This window comes from Gloeocapsa sp. PCC 7428 (genome assembly GCF_000317555.1).
In the GTDB taxonomy this organism is placed as follows: Bacteria; Cyanobacteriota; Cyanobacteriia; order Cyanobacteriales; family Chroococcidiopsidaceae; genus Chroogloeocystis.
The window spans coordinates 2,948,719-2,961,104 of the sequence record NC_019745.1; the positions used below are offsets into that span (position 1 = coordinate 2,948,719).

A 12,386-nucleotide genomic window follows, 5' to 3' on the forward strand; every position below is an offset into this window, starting at 1 on the left:
TTCCTGAGTTGATATTGTTGCGTTTTAAATTAGAAGACAATATGAAATAAATAAGCAACCTAAATATGTTTTCTTTATCGGAACAGGTAATACTCATTACTGGAGCTTCCACGGGCATTGGTGCGGCGCTGGCAAAAACTTTATCCGAGCGGTACATGGGTATTCGGTTAGCGATCGCTGCCCGCAGTGTCGAGAAACTCGAAGACGTCGCTGATTTTTGCCGCAAAGCGGGAGCCGAAGTCTTAATAGTACCTACAGATCTAGAAAAGATTGAGCAAGTTGAAGCAATCGTCGCAAAAGTCATCGCGCACTTTGGTCGCATTGACGCTTTAGTCAATAATGCAGGGTACGGACAAATGGGACCTGTGGAATTGATTTCTATCGAAGCAATTCAAAAGCAATTCCAAGTTAACTTAATTGCACCACTGGCGCTGATCCGTGCTGTTGTGCCGCAAATGCGAAATCAAGGTGGCGGCAGAATTATCAATATTAGTTCCTTGGGAGGAAGATTAGCTTTTCCCTTCGGAGGTTTATATAGTTCGTCGAAATTTGCTTTAGAAGGGTTGAGTGATGCTTTGCGAATGGAACTTGAGCCATTCAATATTAAAGTTAGTGTCATCGAACCTGGACCTGTTAGCACTAACTTTTTTGCCGCATCAGCCCAAGCAGTAGAAGAAAATGTTGCCGCGCCCGAAAAAAGTCCCTACCGTACGGCATTTACCAAACTCAAAAACTTAGAATCACAAACGAGTCGTCAAGCTTGGACATCCGAGCGCGTTGCTGAAGTCATTATCAAAGCGTTAGTTGCGCGTAACCCACGTCCGCGTTATGTCGCGGCAACGGGTGGCAGAATCTTAATATTTATGATGACCAAAGTATTGCCAACAAAAATAGTAGACGCTTTTTGGCAGAAATTTTATGGTATAGATCTGGTGGCAAAAGACTGGCAAAGTAGTCAAGCAGCAAGGAAGTAAAAAATCATGTAGTTGATTTCTATGGAAATTGCTTTAAGGAATTAATTATCAGGGATGACGAAATAGCGATAACCAATACGTTAAAGTATGAATCAGTTCAAGAAAGGGTGGAGGTCAACTGAGAGGGTACAAGGCAAAAGGGAAGCATTTATTCTCACTCTGGCTTCATGGCGGCAAGTTCCTCAATTGAGTGATGAAAAATAAACAAAGGATGTGTTTTGCGACACACAGCGCCAGAAATACGATACTGAGGTGTAAGGCATTGGAGTGAAGACAAAGCATTTCTTGTCCATACTCAATCTGCCAAATTTATCGATGAAAATTCATCAAAGCCCTCGACCTTCTATCTTCTTAATCTTCTCAAAGCTGAGCGTAACAAGCTAAACATGGATCTACTAGAGTACCAAGCAAAGGAATGGTTTAGGGAGATGGGCATACCTGTCTTGCCGTCGCAACGCATTGACCGCCCTAGCGACATCAAACGGCTCAAAATTCCTTATCCTGTGGTACTTAAGTCGCAAGTACGTGTTGGTGGTCGAGGTAGGGCAGGAGGAGTGCGATTTGTGACGAATACAATCGATGCGATCGCCGCTGCGCAAACAATTTTTCATTTATCAATTTTGGGTGAATTACCCGAAGTCTTGCTCGCAGAAGCCAAATACGACGCGGATCAAGAGTTTTATTTAGCTATCGTCTTAGATGCAGCGGCGCATCGACCACTACTTTTAGGTTCTCCCCAAGGTGGTATTGATGTCGAATCAGCACCCGAACTCTTACAGCAAGTCGTCGTTGACCAAGAATTTTCGCCATTTTATGCGCGACGCTTAACGATCAAAATGGGTCTACAAGGACCGCTGATTCAGACAGTCAGTGGGATTATCGAGAAAATGTATCAGTTGTTCGTGCAGAAAGACCTAGACTTGGTGGAAATTAATCCTCTCGGTGTCAGTTCGACCGGAGAACTTATGGCACTCGATGGTAAAGTCAGCGTCAACGATCGCGCGATCGCGCGTCATTCTGATGTCGCCGCGATGGCGGAAAAAATGGTGCAGCGCGAGAAAGGACGCAAGTATTCGCTAGAATTAGGTACTTGGGATGAAGTCGATCCGGCAAGCAATATCGGGGTTTTGGGTAACGGCGCGGGTTTAGTCATGGCGACGATGGATTTACTCAGCGATGCAGGAAGTAAGCCAGCAATTTGTCTCAATATTGGACATGGCAGAAGTTGGAATGCAACAACACCTAGCTTTAGCGATCGCCTGCAACAAGGACTCGAATTCTTGAGCGAACAAAAAAATATTCAAGTCGTGTTAGTTAATATTCTCGGTACAGTGCCAACCCCCGCAGAATTAGCCCAAGTGATTGTGAATTTTGTGCAACGTCGAGAACGAATGACCACTAGCAGATCGCGCACGCAATCATACTCGCCACGCGTCATTGTGCGGTTTGCAGGTGCAGAGATAGACGCCGCGAAAGAACAACTTGCCACAGTGCAAGTCTCTGTTGCTGAAAGTCTAGATGAAGCTGTAGCACAAGTATCGCGTTTTGCCAAGTCCTCTGGAAGAAGAAAATGAAACTAACCCCAGAAAGTAAAGTTGTCATCCAGGGCATTTGCGAACCACTCATGGCAACGCACGCCGCCCGCATGAAAGCCTATGGCACAAATGCGATCGCGGTAATCAGCCCTGGACAAAGTGGGCAAAAGCTTGATGATATCCCTGTGTTTGATTTAGTCGAACAAGTGGTAGCAGCATTTGGGGTGATCGACACGACAATTATCTTAGTGCCTCCGTATCAAGCACTCGATGCGGCTTTAGAAGCGATCGCGGCTGGAATTCGCCAAATTGCCATTATTCCTGCGGGAGTACCACCGATTGATATGGTGCATCTGTTGCGTAAAGCTGAAGCAACAGAAACTTTAATCGTTGGACCAAATAGCCCTGGAATCATTGTCCCAGGAAAAATTCTCTTAGGAACTCATGCGAGTGAATTTTATACTCCTGGACCGGTGGGAATCGTCAGCCGCAGTAGTACGCTAACGTATGAAATCGCTTTAGAGTTAACCAAAGCAGGTTTAGGGCAATCGATCGGTGTTTGTATTGGCAGTGACGCGATTACAGGATCTTCTTTCCTGCAATGGCTGCAAATATTAGATGAAGACGAAAATACCCAAGCGATCGTCTTAGTCGGAGAACCTGGAGGAAATAGCGAAGAAACCGCCGCCCGCTATATTGCCGAAACAATCGATAAACCCGTGATTGCCTATATTGCTGGCAGAAACGCGCCCCCAGGTAAACACTGGGGACATACAGGAACTCTCGCTGCGGTTGTGGGACGCGGTGTGAATATTGGCACTACCCAAAGTAAACTCACCGCATTTAAGGAAGCAAAAGTCCCTGTTGCCGATCGCCCTTCGCAAATTCCAGGATTGGTGAAAAAGGCACTATAGCTACGCTGTGACAGGTTCGTTGGTCGCTGCTGGGTAGTGTTCAGCTTGTTTTAACAACAACTTGTTAAACGCATATTCCGCGACTTTACAACCCGACTCAAACCCGCCTTCTGCATCCCATTGGTAATGAACACCAAGATAAACGCGACTGCGACCGTTTTCTCTAGCAGCTTCGGTAAAGCTAGTGAACCGACGCGTTAGCTTAATGCCATTCTCATCGCGCAAAGCGTGAGGATCTTCGGTTGTTGCGGTAAAAGCGATCGAATCGCGTCCATAAAAGAGGCGCATCATCGTCGCATGGGCAGCACCAAAAGTCGCATGACCCGAAATATACGCGGGAAAAGCTGGTGAAAACCGCGTCCCATCAACCATCGCCGAAAGCGGTTGCCAATTAGGATCGAGCACCGTATTGCGGTTGTAATCCCGATCAGCTTCGTGAATCGCCGATTCCGGTCGCCATAAACGAATTGGACACTCTTCATTCGGAAATAAATACTTCACATACCAAGCCACAATCGCCGCATCCGCCATCGCAATTCCCACAAGCGCAAACAGCCGTGCGGTTTTTAATAAATCTTGAACAGTATCTTCTTGCTTGGCGACAATCTGCGTAATTGCGTAAAGCTGACCAGGAGGCTTATAAGTACCATCAAGGTCATTCGCCCAGAAAAATGCAATTTCCGTTTCCTCACGCGTCCTTTCCTGAGAATGCGCTTCACCAAGGCGCTTTACTTCATCAAATTGACCTGCATAATCTGGACTTTTTAGGAGATTTTCATAGTTATTAAACTTTTTGATGTCTAGCGCGGTTGTTGGTAAAAATCCATCAATCTTTTCCCATTTGCCCATTGATCTGACTTTACCCCACAGTGGCGTTACGGCAGAGCCTGAGCCGGTTTCCCGCCAATCCCCAGCCTGATAACCAAAGCACCTAGGAACAGTATCTCTGTTACTAGAGCCGTTGCACAACATTGGTGAATTCTGTTGATCTTGAGAACCATCGTCTTTACGTTCAGTTAAAATTGCGTCTGCAACTGCTTCCCCAAATTTTTGTGAAGGATCGAGATGTGCTTCGCCCATAACTCTATCAAAAGGCTTCATACAATCATCTAAAAACGATTTAGCATCGAAGCCAGTATTGACTTGATATGCAGCAAAAGGACTGGGAACTCCACCTTGTTTCTTAATAGTTTGTTGAATCAGTTCAGTAATCGTTTCTCGTAAAACTTTGCGCGCCGCATATGCTGCACTCATTATCGGATCGGCATCCTTATCTGGTTTAATCTCGCACTTAACATACTGCGCGTATGGACTACCACAAAGAATATTAATGGCATCAAACATTGCAATGTGCATCATCGCTCCAATACGAGAAAGCGGGCCAGGCGCACCACCCAAACGACGCACAGCTTCTAAATAAATATTGTTCCAAGCGATAATGATATCACCTTTCATTTTTTCGTTGTTCATTATTTTGCCTTTGTGTAAATAAGTTGATGTTGATACAGAAGTGTTGTGCAGGATATTTGACTTTACTGCATAACAAAATTACAGCTATTCGTTTTGAATAGCCTTGTTTGAAAGCTTTTATCAAAATGAGTTTAAGCTTTCAAATATTTAGATAATCACCTCTTAAAAACACTTCCTGTATTGAATGTCATCCATACATTTGTGTAATTTATGGGGATTAACTATGATGTAAATCTTTCACTAAAAATAAACTTCAACTAGAAAAATAGAGATTCCAGAATAATCCGATTTTTAATTTTTAAAAATTTGAATTGCTACTGCGGATCGAGTATAGACCACAATTTGAGCGTCTCATCGCCACTACCACTTACTAAAAGACCATCAGGGCTAAAGCTTAACGACCAAACGGGTTTAGTATGACCTGTAAGATTATTCAGTAATTGTCCTGTTGTCAGCCAAAGTTTAACCGTAGAATCTGTACTACCACTCGCTAAAGTTAAACCATCTGGCTGAAACGCAATTGATGTTACTTTTCCAGAATGTCCTACCAAAGTGTGCAAAACTCTGCAATCGTCACTTTGCCACAACTTAATTGTCTGATCCGCACTACCACTTGCTAAAAAACGCCCGTTTGGACTAAAGGCAACAGATAATACTCCTTGCGAATGTCCTGCTAAAGTACGTAGTAACACTGCATTGACGCTTACTTGTTGCGTGTCGAGATACCAAAGTTTGATTGTGCCATCATTACTGCCACCAGCTAATGTTTTTCCATCAGGGCTAAAGGCGATCGCTTCCACACTATGAGTATTTTGAATCTGATATAGTTGTCTTCCAGTTTGAAGATGCCAAAGCCGAATCGTTCGATCCGCACCTCCACTGGCAATCAAAGAACCGTTTGGGCTAATCGCAACGGTTTTGACATCATCCGCATGGCGATTGAGAGTATGAACTAAAGCACCGTTTTTCAGATTCCACAACTTGACTCGATTATCCCAGCTACCACTGACTAAAATTTGGCTGTTAGGACTAATCGCAAGCGACCTTACTGCATCTGCGTGACCTTTCACACTGTAAATCAACTCACCCGTGCGCAGATTCCAGACGTTGATTGTACCGTCATAACTACCGCTTGCGAGTGTTGTACCATCAGGACTAATTGCAGTTGCATACACCCACACCGAATGTCCTTTGAGGGTACGTACTTGGATCGACGAAGACGCGATCATCGCCTCTTCTTGGTTTTTTGATTGTGACAACATCGCGTAACCCAAACCAGCTACAATTGCCGTAGTTGCGATCGCTAAAGCAATTGCGAGTTTTGAAGAAAATCGTTTAATCTGCATAAGAAAGCTTTCCTTTGACAGAAGAATGCGCGATCGCGGGTGATGCTATTTATTGCTTTTGGCAGACAATACCAAAGCTGTTTTTATCAATTTTTGTTGTTGATTTTGGCGTTCAATGCCAAGCCGGATAATATACAAAATCGTAATTCCGGCGAGCAATATAATGCCCACAGGTGTTAAATATGTCCAATGCCCTGACATTTTGTCCCAGACGTGCCAAGTTAAAAGAAACATGGCGATATAGGTGAGTTTGTGCAGTTGTTTCCAATTTTTCTTTAGCTTCTTAACACTCCAGTCATTAGAAGTAATCGCTAGCAGTGTAAAGATGATAAACGTGGATATACCTTGTAAATAAATCCAAAACGTCTTGGGATCGAGAAAGTCAAGCTGTCGCTTCTCGATCAAGAAATATCCATGTAACAGTGCTAAAAAGAATGCGAGAATTCCAATAAGGCGGCGACGCTTGAGCAACCACTGCGGCAAACCTGTTGTTTTTGTTTTAGGAAAAACTATTCTCAAAATAGTCGGAAGCAGCGTGATAACATAGCTAATTAATGCTAGAAAACCTAATAAATTCGGTAGAGGATAAGTATCTAATGACAGCATAATTTATCTCCTATATTTCTCAACTGAGTACCAAAGCATGGAAACCTATAAATAGCAAAATTAGTGAATAATAAGATATTCACAATTCCTAACTTGTAGGGGTGACATATTTAGTTGATTAAGATTAATCTTCAAAGCGAAAAAGATAAATTCCGCAACGCGTATATTTGTAATCGTCGCAAACGCTAACTCAGTTAAATTCAGATTTCGTAAGAAGTTACAGCAGCATACCGCACTAAAGTTCTTAAGTTACTCCTGCTAAAGTACTTAAAACTAACAAAATATTCGCACTATAGATGAGATAAATTATGGTCGCACCTTTATCGCAGTTGGTTGCTAGCAATACATTTCAAAATATTCGCTTGGTAGCCACTGATATGGATGGTACGCTCACGCAGAATGGTAAATTTACAGTAGATCTTCTACAAGCATTAACAGATTTAGCTATCGTAGGTATTGAGGTATTAATTGTTACAGGACGTTCAGCAGGCTGGGTGAGTGGTTTAACGACTTACTTACCAATCGCGGGGGCGATCGCCGAAAATGGTGGTTTATTCTATCAATCTGGTAGCGAAACTCCCTTAGCCTTAACAGCGATTCCTGATATAACTCGCCACCGCACAAAGCTTGCGCAATGCTTTCAACAACTTCAAACTGAATTTCCTCAAATTCGCGAATCGAGTGATAATTGTTTTCGCATCACCGATTGGACATTTGATGTTTTTGGGCTGAATCCTGTTCAACTACAGAGACTAGAAGAACTTTGCCAGGTTCAAGGTTGGGGCTTTACCTATAGTAATGTACAGTGTCACATTAAACCACTCGGACAAGATAAAGCTGTCGGGCTATTGCAAGTATTATACAAGTACTATCCTCAACTGACTTTAGAGCAAGTTGTCACAGTAGGTGATAGCCCAAATGATGAAAGTCTATTTGATGCAAGTAAATTTCCACTTTCTGTAGGCGTTTCCAACGTGTTGCATTACATTGAGAAACTTGCTTATCAACCGAGGTACATCACTGATGCTGCTGAAGGTAAAGGCTTTTGTGAATTAGCGCAATCTTTAATCCAAACCTCACGGTAATCTTAAATTAAAGCACGTATCAATTCAGCACGCCACGCTCGTCCGCACATCCAAAGCCTATGATTCCTATCAAAGCAGGAATAATTGCAGTTCAACTACCCAACTCACTTAAAACAATGACTCGTACTTACTCTTAATTAAGTAAATTGCGTTATGTAAATAATGCTTTAGATGTAGATTCACCAGCTTTTTTAATGTCATTGAGCAGCTGCAAAGTGCATAATCCTAAGATCCCCCACTGTACCAAAATTGCTAGCAAAATACTAGCTTGACTTACTGAGTTAATAGCTACCCAAGCATAAGGCGTAAATAACCATAGCGTTAGATTCTCATTTAAATAATAGCGATTAATTAAGTTAAGAATTATTGCTGGCAATATAGTTATAGTGCTTAGCATTATGGCAACCCAAAATCCTGTTTTTTGAATTGTTCGCAGGACGATAATTTGTGAAATAGTGGTGCAAATTAAAATAAAGTTGCTACTGATTAATAAACTAAATAAAGCTAGACTTTGATTTGAATTTCTTAGATTAAAAAGTATCCAAGGACTTAAGATAAACGATGCGATCGCTAAATTAAATAATATCGCTAATACCGCAGGACTTCTCTCACCCCACATTAAATCTTTTATAAGCGAAAGTCGCCAAAGTTTTTTATCTAGAAAAGATTGATTTCTATATCTTGCCCAATCTTGTACGACTTGATGCGAAGGTGTCATCGACACGATTAAGGCTAAAAACATCATTAAATTAAATACCAGAATAAATTGAAAGTTATATAATGACTTCTCAGGTGCAGGTATTCCCTGTATGGAAACTGTTGCAAATCCCAAAATGATAACTTCAAAGCAGGCTACCATACCATAACTTTGTCGTTTACTTAATAAAGTCTTACGTGGATTTGGAAATCGTCGCTGTAAAGCTTGCCAAAGCCAATAAGTCCATAAACTGTAATTTAATACAATAGCACCAACTAAGCTCATAACATTTGCTCCTAGCGGTAAATAAAACCATTGCCATGCATTTAAAGCTGGCATAGATAAACCAGGATAAAAAGTTAAATGAGTTGCAGCACTTAGATAAGGAATTATTTGGTTGGGTGAAAATAAAAATAGCCAATCAGCCAGCGTACCTGTAGGAGGAGAAACAGAAGTCATCCACAAAAAAAGTAAGACTGCACCGCTACCTACCCAAGCTGACGTAGCTAAGGAAGAAAAAACCAAACTAAATAATAAAGCAGTACTATAAAAGAAAACACAACCAGCAATCAAAGTTGCATAAAAACCGACAATGAGTTGCAAAGGAACTTGAGCCGCTAGCCCTGCTTTTAAATGCAAAGGAATAGCTAAAAAAGCTACAAAATAAAGCAGGATTGGCACTCCTAATAATTTACCAATTAAAATAACTTGTGGTGATTGAGGGCTGAGGAGAAGAAAATTAAGTGTACCTCGACGCTGTTCAGCACATAAGTCATTTATTAATAAATATGTTCCTCCTACTATTAAAGTAAAAATACCAATGGCACTTAGACTTACAAATAAGTTTAACCACCAAAACTGCCAATTTATAATAAAGTTATCAACATTATCTAGAATGCATTCACGCAGCCCTTCATAAGTTATGTTCCCTGTACAATATTTATGAAAAACTTTAGCTTCGTTTGAGGAAAGTGGTAGTTGAGAGCGCAACATCATGTAAAATAAAACTTGACCAACTACAGATATAGCTCCAGCAATTAATAAATTATTAAGTGTACAGTTACCTTTAATTTCACGCATTAGCTGGGGATTCCAATCACCTAGCATATCAATTAATTTTAGTTTCATACAAGTTAATAAGAATTAAAGAAGGTTGGCTATTATATGAATAAGTTATTAATAAACCTAAAATACTGAAAATTAAAAACAATATTGAATTATCTTACGATACTTGCTTATGACCTAAATTCAGAAAAATTGTTTCTAAATCTTCTTGGGTACAGTGAAAATTAGTTATGGGAATGTTGGCTTGGATAAGCGATCGCAGTAATTCTGCACACGCTTTGTCATCACCATCAAAATCTACGCGCACCTGCTTTGGGGCAATAACTTCCCACGCTTTGACTAAAGGATTTTTATTCAATTCGATTTGGAGTTCTTGTAAATCACCTAAAGTTGATAGCAAAATTTGACGACGACTTAAGCGCTGATACAAATCTTGCAACCGCGCACTTTCAACAAGATAACCCAACTCCATAATTCCCACCGAAGTACATAATTCGGCTAAGTCACTCAAAATGTGTGAGGAAATTAAAATTGTCATTCCGGCTTCGTGGAGAACCTTGATAATTTCGCGAAACTGCATTCGCGCGATCGGGTCAAGACCCGAAACAGGTTCATCGAGTAAGAGTAAAATTGGTTCGTGTAGAATCGTTCGTGCTAGACATAGACGCTGTTTCATTCCTCGCGAAAGCGTAGCGATTAAACTTTTACGCTTGCATTGCAGTTGCACGAGTTCTAAAACTTCATGCAATCGTTGCGTGCGACGCGGTTCCTTGAGGTAATATAACCGTGCAAAATAATCGAGGTAATCCCATACTGTGAGATTGTCGTACAGCGGAAAATCATCAGGAAGATAGCCCAAGCGCCGTTTGAGCGTAGCATTACTTTGGTCTAATCGTAGGCGATCGCCAAGAATATAAATCTCGCCCTTTGTCGGTTCTTCCGCCGTCGCCAACATCCGAATTAAAGTTGTTTTACCCGCGCCATTTGGTCCAATTAACCCATAGACTTCACCCGCTGCGATTTGCAAATCAACGTCATTGACGGCAATATGACGGTCAAATTGCTTCGTTAAACCGCAAGTCCGAACCGCGAGTTCCCTTGCCATAAATACTGGATTAAAAATTTGCCGCTAGCATAACGTATTTGTGCAACGACACAGGATGCGTTTTCAAAACTGAAACGCTCCTCACCCCTCCTTTGCTGTATGATCAATGACTTGCAAGCGTTGCCAGAAAAACTATGACTACTCAGTACCGCATTACCCTCTTACCAGGCGATGGCATTGGTCCAGAAATTATGTTAGTCGCGGTGGATGTACTGAAGGTAGTGGGTAAGCAGCTAGACATCCGTTTTGAATTTCAAGAAGCCCTCATTGGAGGCGCGGCGATTGATGCGACAGGAGAACCGCTACCACCGACTACACTAGAAATGTGCAAAGACAGTGACGCTGTTTTACTTGCGGCGATTGGTGGTTACAAGTGGGACAATCTACCGCGTCATTTACGCCCAGAAACCGGATTACTCGGATTGCGTGCAGGGTTGGGGTTATTCGCCAATTTGCGCCCAGCTAAAATTCTGCCACAGCTAATCGATGCCTCTAGCTTGAAACCAGAGGTTGTTGACGGCGTAGATATTATGGTTGTACGCGAACTCACTGGCGGAGTTTATTTTGGTCAACCCAAAGGCATTTTTACCACCGAAACCGGAGAAAAACGCGGTGTGAATACAATGGCGTACACCGAAGCTGAAATCGATCGCATCGGGCGCGTGGCGTTTGAAACCGCACAAAAACGTCAAGGAAAACTTTGTTCAGTCGATAAAGCGAATGTCTTAGAAGTTTCGCAGTTGTGGCGCGATCGCATTACTCAATTAGCCACCGAGTACCCTGATGTGGAACTTTCGCATATGTACGTCGATAACGCCGCGATGCAGTTAGTGCGCTATCCCAAGCAATTTGACACGATTGTTACTGGTAATCTTTTCGGTGACATCCTTTCGGATGCTGCGGCGATGTTAACAGGAAGTATCGGAATGTTACCTTCGGCAAGTTTAGGCGCTTCTGGTCCTGGAGTGTTTGAACCTGTTCATGGTTCCGCCCCCGATATTGCGGGACAAGATAAAGCGAATCCTCTAGCGCAAGTTCTGAGTGCGGCGATGATGCTGCGCTATGGATTAAATCAACCGATAGCCGCCGATCGCATCGAAAATGCGGTATTGCAAGTTTTAGATCGCGGCGATCGCACTGGCGATATTATGTCTCCAGGAATGAATCTCTTAGGCTGTCAGGCGATGGGTGAAGCTTTAATTGAAGTTTTGAGTGTTGAGTTAACTCAGTAAAACTGATACAGGGTGCAACAAAGATCGGTAGTGCATATAAAATCTAAACTAACTTAATCGACCTACTAGAATTGAGTGACCCTATTCTACTAAGAGCGGCTCGTCAAATCTATCTCACCTATCGAGAATTGCGACCAGACACCGCAGAACAACCAACAGGTGTGGTAATTAATCGCTTAACCTATCGTGGGAGGTTACTTTTTTCCAAAAAACCGATTCTTCTACCTTTAGAGGAATTCATTCCGATCGGTGAAATAGAAAGCAACGAAGACGGCTCTGATTTTTAGTCACTGATTGCGAGTGCTTCTAAAAAAGTAGGGAAACATAATTAAAGCGCCCGTTTGTAGTTACTCTTAA

11 protein-coding genes are annotated in these 12,386 nt (G+C 42.2%); 6 read left to right on the plus strand and 5 right to left on the minus strand.

Annotated elements, in window-relative coordinates; translation table 11 throughout:
- Positions 1 to 65: 65 nt before the first annotated feature.
- The 3 genes from GLO7428_RS12980 to GLO7428_RS12990 all read left to right on the plus strand — a co-directional run bounded on the left by GLO7428_RS12980 (position 66) and on the right by GLO7428_RS12990 (position 3,423).
- A complete protein-coding gene (locus GLO7428_RS12980) occupies positions 66 to 974 on the plus strand; it encodes an SDR family oxidoreductase (protein WP_015189009.1) in 909 nt (302 codons plus the stop codon).
- A 386-nt stretch (positions 975 to 1,360) separates the two neighbouring features.
- Positions 1,361 to 2,548, plus strand: a complete 1,188-nt coding sequence (locus GLO7428_RS12985) for a succinate--CoA ligase subunit beta (protein ID WP_015189010.1) — start codon at positions 1,361 to 1,363, stop codon at positions 2,546 to 2,548.
- Positions 2,545 to 3,423: a succinyl-CoA synthetase (ADP-forming) subunit alpha gene (locus GLO7428_RS12990; RefSeq protein WP_015189011.1), complete on the plus strand. Its 879-nt coding sequence runs from the start codon at positions 2,545 to 2,547 to the stop codon at positions 3,421 to 3,423. The genes GLO7428_RS12985 and GLO7428_RS12990 overlap by 4 nt, the downstream gene beginning before the upstream one ends.
- On the opposite strand, the gene GLO7428_RS12995 is transcribed toward GLO7428_RS12990, so the two are convergent.
- The 3 genes from GLO7428_RS12995 to GLO7428_RS13005 form a co-directional block, all read right to left on the minus strand.
- Positions 3,424 to 4,893: a vanadium-dependent haloperoxidase gene (locus GLO7428_RS12995; protein ID WP_015189012.1), complete on the minus strand. Its 1,470-nt coding sequence runs from the start codon at positions 4,891 to 4,893 to the stop codon at positions 3,424 to 3,426.
- A 314-nt stretch (positions 4,894 to 5,207) separates the two neighbouring features.
- The gene (locus tag GLO7428_RS13000; protein WP_015189013.1) at positions 5,208 to 6,239 is read right to left on the minus strand and encodes a WD40 repeat domain-containing protein; all 1,032 of its coding nucleotides are present in this window, start codon (positions 6,237 to 6,239) and stop codon (positions 5,208 to 5,210) included.
- 45 nt (positions 6,240 to 6,284) lie between these two features.
- Positions 6,285 to 6,845 (minus strand): ferric reductase-like transmembrane domain-containing protein, encoded by a 561-nt coding sequence (locus tag GLO7428_RS13005; protein ID WP_015189014.1) that lies wholly within the window; start codon positions 6,843 to 6,845, stop codon positions 6,285 to 6,287.
- 308 nt (positions 6,846 to 7,153) lie between these two features.
- On the opposite strand from GLO7428_RS13005, the gene GLO7428_RS13010 reads away from it, so the two are divergent.
- Positions 7,154 to 7,930, plus strand: a complete 777-nt coding sequence (locus GLO7428_RS13010; protein ID WP_015189015.1) for an HAD family hydrolase — start codon at positions 7,154 to 7,156, stop codon at positions 7,928 to 7,930.
- 151 nt (positions 7,931 to 8,081) lie between these two features.
- On the opposite strand, the gene GLO7428_RS13015 is transcribed toward GLO7428_RS13010, so the two are convergent.
- Positions 8,082 to 9,755 carry an ABC transporter permease subunit gene (locus tag GLO7428_RS13015; protein WP_015189016.1) on the minus strand — a complete coding sequence of 558 codons (1,674 nt, stop codon included), beginning with the start codon at positions 9,753 to 9,755 and terminating at the stop codon, positions 8,082 to 8,084.
- Between the two features lie 94 nt (positions 9,756 to 9,849).
- Complete coding sequence (locus tag GLO7428_RS13020) at positions 9,850 to 10,797, minus strand: ABC transporter ATP-binding protein (protein ID WP_015189017.1); 948 nt, start codon at positions 10,795 to 10,797, stop codon at positions 9,850 to 9,852.
- Between the two features lie 134 nt (positions 10,798 to 10,931).
- On the opposite strand from GLO7428_RS13020, the gene leuB reads away from it, so the two are divergent.
- Together leuB and GLO7428_RS13030 are read left to right on the plus strand one after the other, a co-directional pair.
- The gene (leuB, locus tag GLO7428_RS13025; protein ID WP_015189018.1) at positions 10,932 to 12,029 is read left to right on the plus strand and encodes a 3-isopropylmalate dehydrogenase; all 1,098 of its coding nucleotides are present in this window, start codon (positions 10,932 to 10,934) and stop codon (positions 12,027 to 12,029) included.
- A gap of 71 nt (positions 12,030 to 12,100) precedes the next feature.
- Positions 12,101 to 12,316 carry a hypothetical protein gene (locus tag GLO7428_RS13030; protein WP_231295484.1) on the plus strand — a complete coding sequence of 72 codons (216 nt, stop codon included), beginning with the start codon at positions 12,101 to 12,103 and terminating at the stop codon, positions 12,314 to 12,316.
- Positions 12,317 to 12,386 lie beyond the last annotated feature (70 nt).